The 17,795-nt window shown below is 55.0% G+C and carries 16 protein-coding genes; 11 read left to right on the plus strand and 5 right to left on the minus strand.

Annotated elements, in window-relative coordinates; all coding sequences use genetic code 11:
- Nucleotides 1-19: 19 nt before the first annotated feature.
- The 3 genes from rpsF to rplI all read left to right on the plus strand — a co-directional run bounded on the left by rpsF (nt 20) and on the right by rplI (nt 1,695).
- Nucleotides 20-478, plus strand: a complete 459-nt coding sequence (gene rpsF / locus CA54_RS13725) for a 30S ribosomal protein S6 (RefSeq protein ID WP_231963056.1) — start codon at nt 20-22, stop codon at nt 476-478.
- A gap of 67 nt (nt 479-545) precedes the next feature.
- The gene (gene ssb, locus CA54_RS13730) at nt 546-1,061 is read left to right on the plus strand and encodes a single-stranded DNA-binding protein (protein WP_146371303.1); all 516 of its coding nucleotides are present in this window, start codon (nt 546-548) and stop codon (nt 1,059-1,061) included.
- Nucleotides 1,062-1,191: 130 nt separating this feature from the next.
- Nucleotides 1,192-1,695, plus strand: a complete 504-nt coding sequence (rplI, locus tag CA54_RS13735; protein ID WP_146371304.1) for a 50S ribosomal protein L9 — start codon at nt 1,192-1,194, stop codon at nt 1,693-1,695.
- Between the two features lie 261 nt (nt 1,696-1,956).
- Here the strand turns inward: rplI and CA54_RS13740 are convergent, their stop codons facing one another.
- From CA54_RS13740 to dnaB, 3 genes are all read right to left on the minus strand, one after another.
- Nucleotides 1,957-2,520, minus strand: a complete 564-nt coding sequence (locus CA54_RS13740; RefSeq protein ID WP_146371305.1) for an REP-associated tyrosine transposase — start codon at nt 2,518-2,520, stop codon at nt 1,957-1,959.
- Between the two features lie 191 nt (nt 2,521-2,711).
- Nucleotides 2,712-3,725 carry an N-acetyl-gamma-glutamyl-phosphate reductase gene (argC, locus tag CA54_RS13745; RefSeq protein WP_146371306.1) on the minus strand — a complete coding sequence of 338 codons (1,014 nt, stop codon included), beginning with the start codon at nt 3,723-3,725 and terminating at the stop codon, nt 2,712-2,714.
- A gap of 105 nt (nt 3,726-3,830) precedes the next feature.
- Nucleotides 3,831-5,288 carry a replicative DNA helicase gene (gene dnaB, locus CA54_RS13750; RefSeq protein ID WP_146371307.1) on the minus strand — a complete coding sequence of 486 codons (1,458 nt, stop codon included), beginning with the start codon at nt 5,286-5,288 and terminating at the stop codon, nt 3,831-3,833.
- 254 nt (nt 5,289-5,542) lie between these two features.
- Between dnaB and CA54_RS30015 the strand changes: the two genes are divergently transcribed.
- The 5 genes from CA54_RS30015 to CA54_RS13770 all read left to right on the plus strand — a co-directional run bounded on the left by CA54_RS30015 (nt 5,543) and on the right by CA54_RS13770 (nt 10,993).
- A complete protein-coding gene (locus tag CA54_RS30015; RefSeq protein WP_261343726.1) occupies nt 5,543-5,668 on the plus strand; it encodes a hypothetical protein in 126 nt (41 codons plus the stop codon).
- A gap of 42 nt (nt 5,669-5,710) precedes the next feature.
- A complete protein-coding gene (locus tag CA54_RS13755; protein WP_146371308.1) occupies nt 5,711-7,006 on the plus strand; it encodes a hypothetical protein in 1,296 nt (431 codons plus the stop codon).
- A gap of 115 nt (nt 7,007-7,121) precedes the next feature.
- A complete protein-coding gene (locus CA54_RS13760; RefSeq protein ID WP_146371309.1) occupies nt 7,122-8,525 on the plus strand; it encodes a hypothetical protein in 1,404 nt (467 codons plus the stop codon).
- Between the two features lie 78 nt (nt 8,526-8,603).
- On the plus strand, nt 8,604-9,713 hold the full coding sequence (locus CA54_RS13765) for an SMP-30/gluconolactonase/LRE family protein (protein ID WP_146371310.1): 1,110 nt from the start codon (nt 8,604-8,606) through the stop codon (nt 9,711-9,713).
- Nucleotides 9,714-9,733: 20 nt separating this feature from the next.
- Complete coding sequence (locus CA54_RS13770; protein WP_146371311.1) at nt 9,734-10,993, plus strand: M14-type cytosolic carboxypeptidase; 1,260 nt, start codon at nt 9,734-9,736, stop codon at nt 10,991-10,993.
- A 36-nt stretch (nt 10,994-11,029) separates the two neighbouring features.
- On the opposite strand, the gene CA54_RS13775 is transcribed toward CA54_RS13770, so the two are convergent.
- Nucleotides 11,030-11,233 (minus strand): hypothetical protein, encoded by a 204-nt coding sequence (locus tag CA54_RS13775; RefSeq protein WP_146371312.1) that lies wholly within the window; start codon nt 11,231-11,233, stop codon nt 11,030-11,032.
- A 358-nt stretch (nt 11,234-11,591) separates the two neighbouring features.
- On the opposite strand from CA54_RS13775, the gene CA54_RS13780 reads away from it, so the two are divergent.
- The 3 genes from CA54_RS13780 (at nt 11,592) to CA54_RS13790 (ending at nt 16,463) form a co-directional block, all read left to right on the plus strand.
- Nucleotides 11,592-12,233 carry a hypothetical protein gene (locus CA54_RS13780; RefSeq protein ID WP_146371313.1) on the plus strand — a complete coding sequence of 214 codons (642 nt, stop codon included), beginning with the start codon at nt 11,592-11,594 and terminating at the stop codon, nt 12,231-12,233.
- Nucleotide 12,234: 1 nt separating this feature from the next.
- Nucleotides 12,235-15,876 carry a cytochrome c biogenesis protein gene (gene ccsA, locus CA54_RS13785; RefSeq protein ID WP_146371314.1) on the plus strand — a complete coding sequence of 1,214 codons (3,642 nt, stop codon included), beginning with the start codon at nt 12,235-12,237 and terminating at the stop codon, nt 15,874-15,876.
- Between the two features lie 119 nt (nt 15,877-15,995).
- Complete coding sequence (locus CA54_RS13790) at nt 15,996-16,463, plus strand: RidA family protein (RefSeq protein WP_146371315.1); 468 nt, start codon at nt 15,996-15,998, stop codon at nt 16,461-16,463.
- Between the two features lie 63 nt (nt 16,464-16,526).
- On the opposite strand, the gene prfB is transcribed toward CA54_RS13790, so the two are convergent.
- A protein-coding gene (prfB, locus tag CA54_RS13795; protein WP_197532451.1) for a peptide chain release factor 2 occupies nt 16,527-17,634 on the minus strand; the annotation gives its coding sequence in 2 pieces (ribosomal slippage) (nt 16,527-17,564 and nt 17,566-17,634; 1,107 coding nt in all).
- Nucleotides 17,635-17,795: the final 161 nt, after the last annotated feature.

The following is a 17,795-nucleotide window of genomic DNA, read 5'->3' on the forward strand; positions in this document are numbered from 1 at the left end:
AGGACAGGGAGACGCGGCTGTGGCGGTCAATACCTACGAGGTGATGTTCCTCATCGACAGCAATAAGTACGCCGGCGATCCGGACGGCTCACTGGGCGAGATCAATAAGATCCTCGAACGGGTCGGCGCGGAAACCTTAGCGGCACGGCCGTGGCAGGACGGCAAATTGGCTTATCCCGTCGAAGGCCGCCGCAAAGGGCTTCACTATTTGACCTACCTGAAAATGGAAGGCCAAAACCTGGATGAGTTAACCCGTCTGTGCAAGCTGAACGACATCGTTCTGCGGCACCTGGCCATCAAACTCGACGCAGCCTTGGTCGAACCGATGGTGGCAGTCGTCAATGGTGAATCCCCCACCGCATCAGCGGAGAAGGCGGCAACAGAAGAAAAGGCTGCAACAGAAGAAAAGGCGGCATCCGAGGAATCGGCCTCTAAGGAAGCCACAGGCGAAGCGTCCGAGGAAGTCACAACTGCTTGATCTTGCGATTGCCGAGGTCTAGGACGCATCGACCTCGCATGACCAATAAAAATGGGAAAACCGTCTCATGGCGAGTTATAACCGAGTCATCCTGATCGGGAACTTGACCCGTGACCCAGAAGTCCGCTATATCCCCTCGGGGACAGCGGTCTCTGAGCTTGGGTTGGCGGTCAACCGTACCTGGTTCGACAAGCAATCCAACTCGCGTAAAGAAGAAACCACGTTTGTCGACGTGACCCTTTGGGGACGTGAGGCGGAAGTGGCTGGCGAATACCTCTCTAAAGGCCGTCCCGTCCTCATCGAGGGGCGATTGCAACTCGATTCCTGGGAAGACAAACAATCCGGGCAACGCCGCAGCAAGCTGCGCGTTGTTTGTGAACGGATGCAAATGCTCGGTTCCCGTGGCGATGGCGGCGGGGGGGGTGGCGGTCGTAGCGGCGGCGGCGGAGGCTACAGCGGGAGCAGCAGCCAATCCGGTTACGGCGGCGGTGATCCCGGTTCACAGGCTCCACCACAAGGCGACGACTTTGGTCCTCCCTCCGGTGGTGGTGGCAACGTTCCGGACGATGAGGTGCCGTTCTAGGGCCGAATTGATCCCAGCCAGACAAATCGTCACTCAGTGACACGGCCCGCGGCGATTGAGACGCAGTGCCACATCGACACAACAGACAATCCACAAATTTTTGAAGATTACCATACGGGAAATTGACACTATGTCCAAAAAACGTCTCCATGCCATGCGTTCGGGCGTGCCCAAAGGGAATGCCGAACTGCTGTTGGCCGAGGATGTACCTGCACTCGGAAAGCAGGGGGAAATCGTACGCGTCAAGTCAGGTTACGCTCGCAACTATCTGGTTCCGCAGGGACTGGCCACGATCGCCACCGACGAAAACAAGCGGATGGTCGAACGTCACCGCATTCGATTAGCCGAACTGCAAAAAGATCGCATCAAGTCGATCCGCAACTTGGCCGAACAGCTCAGCGAATACAGCGTGACGCTCGAAGCCAACGCCAATCCCGAAGGGCATCTGTACGGATCGATCACCGCTCCGGAAATCAGCAAAGCCCTCAAAGCGGCCAAATACGATATCTCCCCCGAACAGGTCCGCCTCGAAGGCCCGCTCAAAGAAATCGGCATGTACACGGTGAAAATCCACCTGCACACCGATGTCGAAACCGACGTCAAGGTGTGGGTCGTCCCGACGTCATCGACTTGAGACGTCGCGGCTTCCTGAATTCACAGGCACAATCGAAATCCCCGTAGCCGTTTTGGCTGGCGGGGATTTTGTTTGCGCGGCTCGAGATAACAAGCAGAATGCATTAACCACCAAACCCCGTAGGTCCGGCTGTGCCGGACGAATCCGGGTGCGAATTTATATCAATCGTACAACGTGATGTTGCGGTGGCTTTTTGATTAGTTCCGGCCGGTAGAACCGGCCCTGCGGAGGACGTGGGTCCGTTCCCAGTTCTAGCTGGCCTTACTCACCAACGGTTGCGTCAATGCTATGAAATCTGGGCTGGTTTGATGTCTCGCATGCCCAATTTACGGGATAGACTCCACGACGCACCCAGCGATGAAAGCTTGACCATGGCCATTCGCTTGGGCACTCTACCAATCCATGCTTTACAGGATTGAAGTGGATATAGTCGAAATGGCTCTGGAAATCATCTTCTGATTCAATCGTGTGCTCCCAAAACTTGGTTTGCCAAATACCGCGTCTCCCATCCCGTTTTTTCCCCGCCGAAGTAGTCTGTTCCCGCCCGTCAACAGAAAGCCAATTCTTCGTGAATTCCTTTTTGATCCATGCCCAGCGCTTCGGGTAATTGCTATCACCGGTTGGCAAAGTCCAGATCGCGTGTAAATGATCGGGTAGTAAGACGATCGCATTCACTTCAAACGGCCACGACTGGCAGCACCGACGAATACAATCGCCAAACATCACTCTAGCATTTTGTGAACGGAATAATGGAGCGCGATATTCCGTTACGAGTGTAAAGAAAAACGTTCCTCCAGGGACGTGAGCGCGACGCCAGTTGGGCATGATGCGGCCTGACCTCCAACCAGAATTTCCGGCTGTGCGCATTTAACATGTGACTGCTAAATCGCGTAGGTCCGGCTGTGCCGGACGAAACCGGATATGAATAGACGTTAATCGTACATCGTGTTATTGCGGCAACGTTTTGAATAGTTCCGGCCGGTAAAACCGGCCCTACGGCTAAATGCGCTCCCACGTCACGGCAACAACCCCAGCGTCTCCTCAAATCCGCACACCAAATTGAAATTCTGCACCGCTACGCCCGCTGCTCCTTTGATCAGATTGTCGGTGCAGCTGAAGATGATTGCGTTGTCCCCAACGCGGCGGACGGTGATGTCGCAGAAATTGCTGCCGGTGACGTCTTTTGTGGCCGGCAGATGTTCGACGATGCGGACGAACGGTTTGTCGCTGTAATACTTCCGCATCACGTCCAGCAATTCATCTTCGGTGATCGCGCTTTTGAGTTTCGTATAGATCGAGCACAAGATACCGCGGTCCATGGGCATCAGGTGCGGGGTGAAGACCACGTCGACCTTGCAACCGCCGACTTCACTGAGAATCTGGTTAATCTCCGGCGTGTGGCGGTGGCGACCCACGGAGTAGGCGGCGACGCTTTCATTGCATTCGGGGTACAAGGTCGTCAATTTTGGTCCACGACCTGCTCCGGAAATACCGCTCTTCGCATCGATGAAAATACCCGTCGGTTCGATGTGCCCCCCGGCGATCAGCGGCGCGAGTCCGAGTATCGACGTGCTCGTATAACAGCCCGGATTGGCGACTAATTCTGATCCGGGAATGCGGTCGCTCCAAATCTCGGGCAAACCGTACACCGTGTTTCCCAGTCGCGTGGGATCGGTATGGACCTCGCCGTACCATTGTTCATAAACGCCTGGATCATTCAGGCGATAATCGGCGCTGAGGTCGACCACCTTGCAGCCACCAGCCAGCAATTGCGGAATGACCTCCATGCTCGCCTTATGGGGCAGTGCACAAAAAACGACGTCGGCTTTTTCGCAGATTTCATCCGTCGTCAGATTGTCGCAAGTCAGGTCCAACCGGCCGTGCAAACTGGGGTGAATGGTTTGGACGTGCGGACTTCCCTCCTGCCGTGTGGTGAGGGCGGTGATCTCCACTTCGGGGTGAGCAAGTAGGATTTTGATCAACTCCAGGGCGGCGTAACCCGTCGCACCGAGAATGGCGACTTTTACCATGAGGGAACTTCCCAAAAAATCAATGACTTGCAGAATGAAAGCGCAGGGGGACGAATCCGTATATTTTACGGGACACCCGTTAGCGAACAAGGGTTCAGCGCTGTGTTAAAACCCGCCCATATCGTCGTCACCGAAATACCCGCCGTCCGGTTCGGCCATATGGCTGTAATCGACGAATCGCATCGACTCTTTTTGCCAGGTCAGGTCCACGATTCCGGTGGGACCACTACGGTGTTTGGCCACAACGACTTCCGCTTTGCCGGGCGAATCCTCGGGGTCGTAGGCGTCCGGACGATGCAAGAACATGACAATGTCGGCATCTTGTTCGATCGCTCCACTTTCCCGCAAGTCCGCCAAGCGAGGCCGCTTATCCTCTCGCAATTCGACGCCACGGTTGAGCTGTGCCAAGGCGATGACGGGGACATGAATTTCTTTAGCCAGGAATTTCAGCCGCCGTGTAATCAGTGAAATCTGTTGTTCCCGCGGCGCGCGTTTGTCTTCCGGTTCGATCAATTGCAGATAATCGATAATGATTAAGCTGATATTCTGCTTGCGTTTGAGGCGACGGGCGATGGCGCCGATTTCCGACATATTGCGACCCGGTTTGTCGTCGATGTACATCGGCATGCCGCCCAACTCCGACGAGGCTTCCATCACGCGATCGTATTCGCCATCGTCGAGGTCGCCTTTGCGCATTTTGTGCCCGTCCAGCTTGGCGGTGATGCATAAAAGCCGTTCGGCCAATTCTAGATTAGACTGTTCCAGGCTAAAAATCAGCACGCCCCCTTCAGGGATTGTACCGTAGGGTAACTCTTCGCCGCGTTTTACATATTCGTCGCGCAAGCGATCACGAGCTTGGCGGGCGACAGCTTCGGCGATGTTCACCACAAACGCGGTTTTTCCCATACTGGGCCGTGCAGCGAGAATCACCAATTCCGAGGGTTGGAATCCGTTTGTTTGGTTATCGAGATCCGAAAAGCCAGTGCTCAGGCCGCTGATGCTCCCCTCTTTTTCCCGCCTCTGTTGAATGCGGTCGAACGCATCCATCAGAATATCCTTGAGCACCATGTTGTCGGTGTTTTCCTGCTGTTCGACGATTTGAAAAATCGTCTGTTCCGCCTTGGTGAGGATGTCGACCGTATCCTGAGAACTGTCGTAGCTTTCACTGAGAATATCGGTGCAGGCGTAAATCAGGTTCCGCAAGATGCCTTTGTCGCGGACAATTTGTGCGTAGTATTTTGCGTGGGCTGCGTGCGGGACGGTGTTGAGGATTTCGCTCAGATGTCCGACACCGCCGACCTCGTCGAGCTGGTCGGTCCGTTGCAGATGTTCGGCGACTGTGACGACGTCGATCCCGCGATTGCCCGATTCGTGCATGCGATAGATCGCATCGCAAATCTGCATGTGGGCTTTTACGTAAAAGTGATCGGGCGTCACCAACTCGACGACTTCGTCGATCACGTCGTTGACCAGTAACATACTACCCAACAAGCTTTTTTCCGCCTCAATATCCTGCGGGGGCAGGCGATCGGCTTCGTTGGTTTTTGGCGTGACAGTTGCCATGAAATATCCTCCCTGAATTGCCAAAAGCACTTTGCATTAATGCATTTAGCACGTTGTTGACTACTGAGGCCGCACGGCCGAGGTTGCCACGGAAGCTGTCGGAAATGCACGGCGGAGAGGTCCTGTTATGACCGGTCAACAGAGCGATAGCAAGTCCACAAATAACGTTGTCGCAACCTGTTGTCCGGACGCGTGATAGTGCAGCGGCTGGTACTCGATCATTGCCCGATGGTGGCCTTCGAAGGAGAATTGTGATGGCCAAACCAGCGATTGAGCAGTCGTGTATGCCGTTTCTGCCGAAGCAGCGTTTGTCCGGCGAAGTTCGGGTAAAAATCGAAGTTGTGGGCCGCGAGATGGCGAAGGCGGAGCGGATTCCTTAGCATGGAGGCAAATGAACTCTCACCTTGCCTGGGAAATGTCTAATGCAGCGCGTTTTCGGATCAACTCTTGCCTGTCTGGTTTTGGCAATTCCGCTGATGGGTTGGATCACATCTCCAGGCCCAGTGCGTGCAGATGATTCCGTTGATTCGCCGGCAAAACAAAAATTGCCGCGCATCGCTGCTGTGGTCACTGAATATCGACATAACTCCCATGCCGACGTCATTGTCAGCCAGTTGATGCAGACCAAGACTCTCGATGGAAAAGGCGAGTTTCCCAAACTACAACTCGTTTCGCTGTATACCGATCAAGTCCCCGAAAATGACACGAGTCGCCGATTGGCCAAAGAACATGGCGTGCCGGTTTTCGAGACAATCGAAGGAGCTCTCACGCTGGGAACGGGGGAACTTGCCGTCGATGGCATTTTGTTGATCGCTGAGCATGGTCAATATCCGAAGTCCGACACCGGACAGACGATCTATCCCAAGAAACGACTGTTTGCTGAAGTTCGCAAAGTCTTTGAAAGCAGCGGTCGGGTAGTCCCGATTTTTCATGACAAGCATGTCGCCGACAATTGGGCCGACGCCAAAGAGATCTATGATGCGACGCAGCGGCTCAAGATCCCCTTCATGGCGGGGTCTTCATTGCCCGGTTTGTGGCGGTATCCTCCGGCGAACACCAAACGAGGGGCAAAGCTGAAAGAGATCGTCGCCGTCTCTTACGGTTCACTCGACGCGTATGGTTTTCACGCCTTGGAAATGGTGCAATGCCTGGCCGAACGCCGTCAGGGGGGCGAGACCGGCATCGAATCGGTCTATTGCCTAGAAGACGATGCGGTGTGGGAAGCCGGTGAGCAGGGCGTGTATGATCAAGAATTGTTTCGCGCCGCCTTGTCCCGCCAAAAAGCACGTCCGATTTCTCCCGACCAAGACATGCGAGAATTGGTTCCGCACCCGGTGCTCTTTGTGATCGACTATCGCGATGGATTGCGGGCGAGTGTGCTGCAACTCAATCCCGCGCTGCAAGGGTGGTCGGTTGCGTGGCGCGAGGCGGACAGTGACGAAATCACCTCGACATTATTTTGGACGCAAGAAGCCCGTCCGTTCGCACACTTCAATTTTTTGTTGGAGGGGGCGGAGAAAATGTTTCATACTGGCCAACCGACCTGGCCCGCTGAGCGGACCTTGGTTACTAGCGGTGCGTTGGACGCGTTGCTAATTTCTAAGTTACAAGGGGGTAAACCGGTAGAGACCCCCTACTTGGATATTGATTACATGACCGAATGGGATTGGCAACAACCGCGCAATCCGCCGCCAGGTCGTCCGATCATGTCTCAGTAAAATCGAACGATTCCTATTCGTTTTTCTTACGGTCCGCATGATGTCCCGACCGTCAAAATAGAGATAACCTCCAAAAAGTATTATTCCCGAATCTCGGACTGAAGGCGTTGTCATTATGAGTTCTCAACCGACACTTGGCCGTGTGGATTCCATGGACCAGTTTCGCGGCTTTACCGTGCTGAGCATGTTCATTGTGAATTTCGCTCACTTCCAAGCCATCAGTCCGTTTTGGAAACATAACGACAACTACGTCACGTTCGCTGACTGGATCATGCCGGGATTTATCTTCGCTGTCGGATTCTCCTATCGGTTGACGATCCTGAAACGCCTGGAGAAGTTCAGTGCGATGACAACGTATTCGACATACTTTCGCCGCTCACTCGCGTTGATTTTGGTGTCGTTGATGTTGTACGGCTTTGGAGGCGATTTTAAACGCTGGAGCGATTTCAGCGCAGAGGAAACCATCCAAGTGACCAACGCCGAAGGCCAGATGGAAGAGGTGCAAGTCAACAAGACGTTTCAATTTGTGATGCGGTTGATCAAGTCCAATCTCTGGGAAGTGCTCAGCATCATCGCCGTTTGTCAGATTTTTGTGATGCCGGTGATCGCCGCTGGACCACTCATTCGTTTCGTGGTCATGCTTGGCTGTTTAGGGGCGCACGTATTGATTTCCGTTTGGTTCAATTGGGCATTCGTGCATGGTGACCAAACCAATTGGATGGTCCAATTATGGCACACCGGCGGCAATCGGTGTTGGGATGGTGGATTTTTTGGCATCATGTCCTGGTCGGTGGCCATGCTGGCCGGTTCGTTGGTCTACGATATTCTGGCGTCGAATACCCGTAAAAATGCCGGTGGCAAGATCTTTCTGTTTGCCGCTGTATTCATGATCATCGGCTACATTCTCTCATGCGGTACGCGGTTTTACGATATTCCTCTCGATGAACCCCAGCCCGATAAATATGCGTCCGACCCCATGGTCCCTGATTTCAGCAAGGCTGCGGGACGCGGGTTGTCAGGCCTGTTAGCCGAACCGCCGTTTATCATGCCGCCGCACCCTGACCAAAAAGCAACCAACGCCCGCCTCGAAAAGAAAAAAGAATTAGAAGCGTTGCCGGATTTGGATGAGAAACAACAAAAGGAATTAGAAAAGCTGTCGCGGAGTTTGTTGGGTGCGCAGCACTACGACTACGGACGGCAGTGGAACTATTGGATGATGTACAAGCGGATGGTCAGCGTTTCGTTTATCCTCTTCGCCACAGGGGTCGCGATTGCGATTTATGCGTTGTTCATTCTGCTGTCGGATATCGGTGGCATGCACATCGGCGTGTTCCGTACGTTCGGTATGAATCCACTGGCCGCCTATGCGATTCACCACGTTGTGGGACACTCGATGCATAGCCTCGCACCGAATGATTCGCCTTTGTGGTACTGCTGGTTTATCACGTTTGTCTTCATGGCCATTAACTACCTGTTTGTACGCCATCTTGAGAAGCACAACATCTTTATCCGGCTCTAGTGATGTGGGACAGCGGTTGAAGCGCGTTCTGTTTCGCAAACTGTCACGAGGAACCTTCCACCTTGAGAGGAGACAACCATGACCGAAATCGCCAACGGAAACGCTGAGGAGACCGTTCGGGCATCCGTGCCCGCCGCTCGATTGGGGCGCCGTTCATTTCTGGCCACCGCTGCGGCAACTGCGGCAGCAACGGCCAATCTCGCCTTTGGACGTGATTATGGTCCCGGCGCGGCACCGGTCCGTTATCCAGATCCCGATGTGGTGGTCCTTGATCCTCGATTCGCCAAATACAAATTGGGCAACGCGCCGATTCAACGGCTGTATCGCGGCACGTTGTGGGCCGAAGGGCCAGCCTGGAATGGAGTCGGGAAGTATTTGTTGTGGAGTGACATTCCCAATAACGTCCAACATCGCTGGCTGGAAGAAGACGGACACGTCAGCACGTTTCGCAATCCGGTGGGAAACAGCAACGGCAACACCTTCGACTATCAAGGACGGCAAATCTCGTGTCAGCACGGACACCGCCGCGTCGTGCGATATGAATACGATGGCAGCATGACCGTCTTAGCCGACAAATGGGAGGGCAAACCGCTCAACGCTCCTAACGATGCGGTCGTGCACCCTCACGACGGGGCCATCTGGTTCACCGACCCGGGTTACGGCAGCTTGATGAATTATGAAGGGGTCAAGGGGCCGCTGCATATCAAGGAAGCGGTCTATCGTATCGACGCCAAAACCGGCAAGATGGACAAGGTCGCTGACGAGATTTACAAACCCAACGGCCTCTGCTTTTCACCCGATTACAAAAAACTCTACGTCGCCGACACGGGTGCGTCGCACTACCCCGACGCGCCCAAAGACATCAAAGTCTGGGACGTCGTTGACGGCAAGACGTTGGCCAATCGCCAAGTGTTTGCGTCGATGGAACTCAACGGCAAGGCGGGCTTCGCCGACGGGATTCGCGCCGATGAAGACGGCAACATCTGGGCTAGTGCCGGCTGGGTTGGCGAAGGCTATGACGGCGTGCACATTTTTGCTCCCGATGGCGACCGTATCGGGCAAATCCTGCTGCCCGAAATTTGTTCCAACGTCTGCTTCGGCGGCACGAAACGCAATCGCCTGTTCATGACCGCCAGCCAGTCGCTGTATGCGGTGTATGTCGAGACCAAGGGCGCGCACGTATCGTAAGCGGAAAGGCTCATCTGACGGTGTCTCTCGTTTCCAAAACCGTGGCTGCCTTATGCGCGCTGGCCGCCTGTACGATGACGGTCGATGCCGGGGAACTGCGGGTCACCTCCGATTTTCCCGGCGGATCGGCTCAGGTTGTGCAGATTGATCAAGCCGCACGTCGCGTCTCGATCCGCCCCGCCGGAGATCCTCAATTCGGTTGGCCCTGTTGGTGGTATTTTCGTCTGGACGGAATTGAGCCGGGCGAAACGATAACCTTGGAGGTTGTGGCGGACCAACTCAAACGTGCGAACGGACAAGCGCTCAGTGCGAATTGGGCTTTGCCGAGACGCGCGGCAATGAGCATCGATCAGAAGCTGTGGTTACAAACTCAGCCAGGTGTGCGCGATAAGAATCGTGCAGTCTGGACCGCAAAAATTGATGCAACCACCGCGTGGTTTGCTTGGGGGCCGCCGTTTCTTCCCAGTGACGCCGAAGCCTTGACCAAAAAACTGGACAAGTCGTCCCCGCACGCAACGGCGTTTACGCTTTGCCGCACACGTGCCGGTCGCGCTGTGCCTGCGATAACAGTCACCGAAGGTGGTGACGATGACGGCACACGAATGGCTGTGTGGGTGCAAGCGCGGCAACACGCGTGGGAATCCGGCGCGAGTTGGGTCGGACGTGGTTTTGCTGAATGGCTCATTAGCGATGATCCCCGTGCTGTAGCGCTGCGTCATCGAGCGGTCGTGTATTTCGTGCCGATCATGGACATCGACAATACGGCGACCGGGAATGGCGGGAAGGAACAAGTCCCCTATGACCACAACCGTGGATGGTTTGCCGATACGCAATGGAATGCCATTAAAACTGCCAAGCAGAAGCTGGAGGCGTTGGATCAACGACAGCGCCTTGTCGCGTTCATCGATTTACACAATCCAGGGGCCAATTCACCGAAGCCGTTCTTCTTCGTTGCCGCACCGAGCCTAGTATCTAAGCAACGATATATTCACCAAGAACGATTCATCAAAGCCTGCCGCTCGGAATTTGTCGACCCTTGGCCTTTGGAAAAAGAGTTAAAGACCACCGGCCCGCAATACGATCCATTGTGGAAACGAATTTCGGCGAATTGGATCAATCAGAATACGCAGAATTACGCCGTCGGCATAACGCTAGAAACCGCTTGGAATACGCCACACAGTAACACAACCGGGTATCAGATGATCGGTCGGCGATTGGGGCTAGGGCTGGAGCGTTACTTACGGACCGATCCTCGAGAAAACGGCCCTAAGCAACAATAAGCAATAGTTTTTCGCTGTTGTTGTTGGCGACGGAGCTCAACGTCCCTTGCCCAGCGCCAGCACGGCGGCGACGGCTCCGGTGGAGAGCGTCGCATAGGCGGCCCATTCGGGGACCGCAATCTCGCGGCGCGGGGCGACGGCTCCGTAGAGTATCGCTCCCAGCGGATCGCGACGGGGTGCTTCCCACTTCATCAGCGCGACCGCTTCGCGTTTGGGGAAAACTACGATTTTGTCGGTCATGAGGAACGCGGTTCCACAGAGGGAAACGAAGATTCCACAAGCGAATATTGCAGCGCGTAGCATCATGCTACCTTTGGGGTTTAAGGTGTCGAGGAGAAACGGTGACTTCAGCACCGAAGTGTACGCCATGTTTTCTGGGTGCGTGAGGGTTTCCCGGTATTTTTCAGCACATCCGACAAGTCAGCGTGTACTTTTTGCGGACTGCGGGCCTATAATAAGATCTAACCCTCCTAAACATGGCGTTGGCCTGTAAAACCCGTTTTTTCAGGCTCCCCCCGCGCTGATTCCCTGTGGCGTTATCAGGCGCTCTCGGTCCGTTCCCGCGAATTTTACATCAACCTCAATCGACAAATTCCGCATGTTCCGTATACCGCGAAACCACCACGGTTTGACAATCCAAGTCGGGCGTAAACAATTCTCCCGCAGCCGGAATATCATTGCCGCCCTGGCGATGGTGTGCCTCCTGGCGGGATGCGGAAATCAGGACCAAATCCGTCGTTATACGGCCCCAAAACAACCCAAGTCGGCGCAGCCACCCATGCCGCCTTCCGCGCCCGCAGCGGCTGAGAAATTGACGTATGAAGTTCCAGAGGGTTGGAAAGAGATCGCCGCCGGGGGAATGCGCAAAGCAGCCTTTGAGATTCCCGACGGAGACAACAAAGGGGAAGTCACAGCCATCAGCCTTCCCGGTAATGTGGGTGGCCTCTTAGCGAATATCAATCGTTGGCGAGGACAAGTCAATTTGCCCGACACCACCGAAGATGACTTGAAAGCCGATTCCACACAGATGTCGATCGGCGGGACGGAAGGATTGTTTGTCGAGTTGGTCGGACCGGAATCGGCGACGAAACAAGAGACAATTCTAGGAGCGATTGTTATGCGTGCGGGCAACGTTTGGTTCTTCAAATTGCGAGCCCCGGCTGCCTTAGCGGCGCGCGAAAAAACCGCATTTGAGACGTTCTTGCGATCGATTCAGTTTTCCTCTTCTGACGGAGCCTAAAGTGGCCGGTACCACAACCCATTCTAAGAACGTGGCACTCGACGATGATCGCCTGGACTCACTCTCCGTGCGCGCCAACATCAACCCGCTACTCAAGCCGTTGGCCTCGCTGAAATTCACCGTGGTACTGTTCGCTTTGGCGATCCTGCTGGTGTTGATCGGCACGTTGGCCCAAGCACAGGATGATATCTGGCAGGTGATGGATGATTACTTCCGCACTGCGATTGCTTGGGTCCCGCTCAAGGTCTTGTTCCCTCCCTCGTTCTTCCCCGGTTGGGACATTCCCGAGTCGCTTCGCATCTCCGAGACCGTGAGTTTGCCGCTGACCTTTCCGTTTCCCGGCGGGTGGTTGATTGGCGGATTGATGGGCATCAACTTGCTCGCCGCCCACGGCATTCGCTTTAAGCTGCAAGCCAAAGGTTCGCAGCGGATCGCGGGATTCGCATTGCTCGCCGTTGGCATGTTTGTGACTTGGCTGGTAATCGCCAGTGGAACCAATCAAGCTGGTTTCTCAATCGCTCCTAAATTGGAGTGGAAAACATTGTGGTATCTCTCGTTGGCCGGACTGGGCGCAGCCTGGTTGGGAACGGGATATGCGCTCTTTCAAGTCGGCACGCAGCGCAAATTGCTGTGTTGGGCGTTGGCGATTGTCAACGTCTCTATTGGCGGCCTGTTCCTGTATTACGTGTTTCAACCGGACGCCGGATTTCTGGGTGAATCGGAAATGCGGATTTTGTGGCAGTTGATCAAAGCCTCGTTCGCCGGAGTGGTGTTGTTGGGGGGATGTCTGCTGCTGTTTAAAAAACGGGGCGGGATCGTCTTGTTGCACTGGGGCATCGCACTGTTGATGTTCAACGAGCTGTATGTCGGCTTGACCAACGAGGAAGCGCAACTCACGGTCAGTGAAAACCAATCGGCGAACTTCGTCCGCGACATCCGTGAAGTGGAACTCGCCGTCATTGATCCCTCGGGGAAGGAAACCGACGACGTCGTCGTGATCCCTAAATCGATGATCAAAACCGGCGCGAAAATCAAACATGAGTTCTTGCCGTTTGACATTGAAGTCGTCAAGTTTTTGCAAAACTCCAATGCCCGCAAGCTCAAGCCGGGCGAAAAATCGCCAGCGACTGCGGGTGTGGGGCAGCAATGGACGGTTGATGAAGCCAAGGCAAGTACCGGTGCGGACAGCAACAGCAGCGTCGATTTGACCTCCGCCTATTTAAAATTCACAGATAAAAAAACAGGCGCGGACTTGGGGACCTACCTCGTCGGCCTGTTCTTATCGAACGTCGATTTCAGCGATTCGGTGACTGCTGGCGATGGGAAAGCCTACGACGTGGCGATGCGGTTTAAGCGAACCTATAAGGACTATCAGGTCACGCTGCTCGATGTCCGCAAGGATGACTACCTCGGCACCGATACCCCGCGGAATTACTCCTCGAACATTCACCTCGTTGATAAGTCGCGCAAGGTGGATCGTGAAGTCAAAATCTGGATGAACAACCCGCTGCGGTTTGCCGGCGAAACGTTTTATCAAAGCGGCTACTTTCAAGACCCCCGGACCGGAACCGAAACGACGACGTTGCAGGTCGTCAGCAACCCAGGCTGGATGATTCCCTATGTCTGTTGCATGATCGTGGTCATCGGCATGTTGGCGCAGTTCGGCATGGTGTTGATCCGTTTCATGGATCGCCAGTCCCGCCCTGTTGCCACGGCCAAGGCGGTCGAGAAGTCCTCCTCGAAAACGGATGACGACGGCGTGCTGCCTCCGCTTGAAGAGCCAGACAAGACCTGGGCCGGGATGGCCGCGCAGTGGTTCCCGGTGTTGATTGTGGGGATTTGCGCACTGTATCTGCTCCGCGTCTCGATGCCGCCTCGGACAGCTGAGGGCGAGATGGATCTGTACGCATTCGGCAAACTGCCGTTGGTCTTCGAAGGCCGCGTAAAGCCGTTTGACACATTGGCCCGCAATAGTCTGCGGATCATTTCCAATAAGCAGGATTTCAAGGACAACAACGTCAATCGTCAACCCGCCATCCGCTGGTTATTGGATGTCGCAGCGGGGACCGAAGCGGCTGAAGAACATCGGGTCTTTCGAATCGAGAATCTCGAAGTTCAACAGAATTTGGGTCTCAAACCGCGCAAAGGGTATCTGTATTCGTTGTCGGAACTGCGGCCTAAGGCCGTGGAATTCAACGAACAAGTCGATAAAGCACGGGAAGTCTCGCGCGATAAAGGGGCCGAACACCTCAGCGTTTTTCAGCGCAAGGTGTTGGAGCTCGACAAACGAGTCCGCCGCTATACGTTGCTGCAAGCCTCATTCGTAGCTGCCGAGTTCCCCAGGTTGCCGACGGAAGCGGAGTTCAAGAACAACCGCGAAGCGGCGTTGCAAATTTTGGTGCAAACCAGGGAAGTCTTGGAACGCGCCCGCGCGGCTAACCAGGCCCTCAGCCGCATGCAGCCGCCGCGCTCGGTGCCAACCCCGCAGTCTGACGAGGCGACCAAGGACGGATGGGAACCATTTTCGATGGCATGGGTCAACCATTTCATGACCGTGGATTTGCAGCGCGAAGCTGGCAATCCCGCGACAGCGGCGCTCAAGGGGATTTTTGATGCCTATAAAGCCGGAGATGCCAAAGCGTTTAATCGTGGTGTAGAAGACTACAAGGAATTGTTAGGCACAGACCGCCCGGTCGATTACCGCTCTGCGAAGGTCAATGCCGAGGCGTGGTTCAATCACGCGTCGCCATTCTATTATGCGGCAGCGCTGTACATTCTGGCGTTCGTGCTGACGGCACTCTCTTGGCTGGGCTGGACCCGTCCCTTCAACCGCGCCGCCTTTTGGTTGATCGTCCTGCTGTGCGGCGTGCAGATGGCAGCAGTCATCATGCGGATGTATATCTCCGGCCGTCCCCCGGTGACCAACCTGTACAGCTCGGCGGTCTTCATCGGCCTAGCGGCTGTGTTGATGGGGATTGTGTTGGAATTGATCTTCAAAATTGGTGTCGGCAACGTGATTGCCTCGACGGCCGGTTTTGTCTCTTTGGGAATCGCTCACATGCTTTCCAACGATGGCGATACCATTGGCGTGTTGCAAGCAGTGCTCGACACGCAGTTCTGGTTGGCGACACACGTGGTCTGCATTACGTTGGGCTATGCCACGACGTTCGTGGCCGGCATGTTGGGGCTGATCTATGTGATCTGGGGTGTCTTTACCACTACGTTCACACCGCAAAACAGCAAGACGGTTAGTCGCATGATTTACGGCACGGTTTGTTTCGCCCTGTTCTTTAGTTTCTTCGGCACGGTGTTGGGCGGGTTGTGGGCTGATGATTCGTGGGGACGTTTCTGGGGTTGGGACCCTAAAGAAAACGGAGCCTTGATTATCGTGTTGTGGAACGCGTTGATTCTGCATGCCCGCTGGGGCGGAATGGTTAAAGATCGCGGGCTGGCCATGCTGGCCATCTTCGGCAACATCGTCACCGCTTGGTCCTGGTTCGGCGTGAATGAATTGGGAATTGGCCTGCACTCATACGGCTTTACCGACGGTGTGCTCAAGGCATTGGCCATGTTCTGGGTCAGTCAGATCGCCGTCATGTTGCTGGGAGCTATTCCCCGCAAAAATTGGCGCAGTACGGCTTAGCACGTGTGACTGCAAACCTGACCGTAAGCATTGGGCTTGCGGAGCGAGTTTGGTTATGATGTGAAGTCGGTGAGTTTTCACCAGTCATTCAATACATGATTCAATTGCGAGCCCGCTCGATGAGCCAAACGATCGAAGAGAAGCTGCGAGAACTTGGTTACGATCTCCCCACCCCGCCTGCGGCGGTTGGCAACTATGTTCCCGTGCTGCGGACCGGCAACCTGGTTGTCACCAGTGGTCAATTGCCCTTTATCGGCAAAGAGATCGTCTTTAGCGGAAAACTGGGGAGTGAACTGCACGAACAACAAGGGATCGATGCTGCTCGGATCTGTGTGGTCAATGCACTGGCGCAGATCAAAGCCTGCATCGGCGATCTGCAACGGGTGTCGCGGATTGTCCGCGTGGAAGGTTATGTCCACTCCGCACCGGGATTTCAGCATCAGCCGCAAGTACTCAACGGTGCTTCGGAACTGCTCGTCGAGTTATTCTGCGACGCTGGTCGACACACACGCGTGGCCTTAGGGGTGAGTGAAATGCCGCTGGACGCCGCCGTGCAATTGGCCATCTGGGCCGAAGTCACTGATTAAAACACAATAAACTGTCAAACTAGGCGCGCACTTTCCTCAGGCCTCACCCCTCAAGCCGCAAGCCTAATTCGTCAAGCTCCACCGCAGGTAGCTTTCGATAAACGCATTTAAGTCGCCGTCCAAAACGCGGGTCGGGTTGGACGAGGTATGCATGGTGCGGTGATCCTTGACCTGTTGTTGCGGATGCAACACGTAGGAGCGGATGGTTTCGCCGCCGAATCCAATACGGGATTTGTCCCCCCGCTTGGCGGCCAATTCGCTGTCCCGCTTTTCCTGCTCGATTTGGTACAGCTTGGCCTGCAACATTTTCCGCGCTGTCGCTCGGTTTTTGTGTTGGCTGCGATCATTTTGGCATTGCACAACGACACCGGTCGATTCGTGCGTTAAACGGATGGCCGACGAGGTCTTGTTGACGTGCTGTCCCCCTGCCCCGCTGGCGCGGTAAGTGTCCTCCCGCACATCTTTGTCCCAGTTGATTTCGATGTCGAGATCGTCCTCGATTTCAGGCACAATATCGATGGCAGCAAAGGATGTTTGGCGGCGTCCGGCGGAGTCGAACGGGCTAATACGAATCAGTCGATGATTGCCGACTTCCCCTTTGAGATATCCGTACACATAATCGCCGCGGATGGCAATCGTGGCGCTGCGGATTCCGGCTTCCTCCGCTGCGGAGATATCAATCAGTTCTGTGGAGTAGCCATTGTCTTCGCTCCAGCGTTGATACATGCGTAACAACATCGCCGCCCAATCGGACGCGTCGGTGCCGCCTTCACCGGCTTGGATACTGACATAAGCGTTGCAAGCGTCCTCGGGACGGCTCATCATTGCCTTCAGTTCCATCGCCTCCAGGCGTTTTTCAACTTGCTTGGCAAGCCCTTCCAATTCGGTGGTACTCTCGCCCGATTCGTCCTCCTCGGAGAATTCCATCAGCACTTCCATCTCTTCGGAGCTTTCTTCCAACTCCGCCAACGGTTTGATGGTCAGTGTGATCCGGCGCAATTCACTGACGAGTGTTTGCGCCTTCTCCTGGTCGTCCCAAAATCCGGGAGCCCCCATCAGTTCGTTGATTTCCTGCGAGCGAGACTGTTTGCCAGCTAAGTCAAAGAGAGTCTCTGAGCTGAACAATGCGATCCAAGATTCCTTGACAGGTGCCGCGTAATTCGTTGTCCATCGACTGGTCACTCCGTTTTATAATAGGTGTCCGGCTGCGCCGAACGGCCTCAAATAGATACTGTCTATGGGGCGCGCCGGGTGCTACTGCTGGTTAGTCCAGCACTGTTTTTCTGGTTAGGCAGTTTGCACTGGCGGACAAGCCGCCAGTGGCACCCCTAT

It is taken from the genome of Symmachiella macrocystis, from assembly GCF_007860075.1.
Taxonomy (GTDB): Bacteria; Planctomycetota; Planctomycetia; order Planctomycetales; family Planctomycetaceae; genus Symmachiella; species Symmachiella macrocystis.

Coding starts and splice junctions, on each gene's coding strand:
- ssb (WP_146371303.1), top strand. CDS start 546: ATGGCGAGTTATAACCGAGTCATCCTGATCGGGAACTTGACCCGTGAC.
- rplI (WP_146371304.1), top strand. CDS start 1,192: ATGTCCAAAAAACGTCTCCATGCCATGCGTTCGGGCGTGCCCAAAGGG.
- CA54_RS13740 (WP_146371305.1), bottom strand. CDS start 2,520: ATGCCCAACTGGCGTCGCGCTCACGTCCCTGGAGGAACGTTTTTCTTT.
- argC (WP_146371306.1), bottom strand. CDS start 3,725: ATGGTAAAAGTCGCCATTCTCGGTGCGACGGGTTACGCCGCCCTGGAG.
- dnaB (WP_146371307.1), bottom strand. CDS start 5,288: ATGGCAACTGTCACGCCAAAAACCAACGAAGCCGATCGCCTGCCCCCG.
- CA54_RS30015 (WP_261343726.1), top strand. CDS start 5,543: ATGGCCAAACCAGCGATTGAGCAGTCGTGTATGCCGTTTCTGCCGAAG.
- CA54_RS13755 (WP_146371308.1), top strand. CDS start 5,711: ATGCAGCGCGTTTTCGGATCAACTCTTGCCTGTCTGGTTTTGGCAATT.
- CA54_RS13760 (WP_146371309.1), top strand. CDS start 7,122: ATGAGTTCTCAACCGACACTTGGCCGTGTGGATTCCATGGACCAGTTT.
- CA54_RS13765 (WP_146371310.1), top strand. CDS start 8,604: ATGACCGAAATCGCCAACGGAAACGCTGAGGAGACCGTTCGGGCATCC.
- CA54_RS13775 (WP_146371312.1), bottom strand. CDS start 11,233: ATGACCGACAAAATCGTAGTTTTCCCCAAACGCGAAGCGGTCGCGCTG.
- CA54_RS13780 (WP_146371313.1), top strand. CDS start 11,592: ATGTTCCGTATACCGCGAAACCACCACGGTTTGACAATCCAAGTCGGG.
- CA54_RS13790 (WP_146371315.1), top strand. CDS start 15,996: ATGAGCCAAACGATCGAAGAGAAGCTGCGAGAACTTGGTTACGATCTC.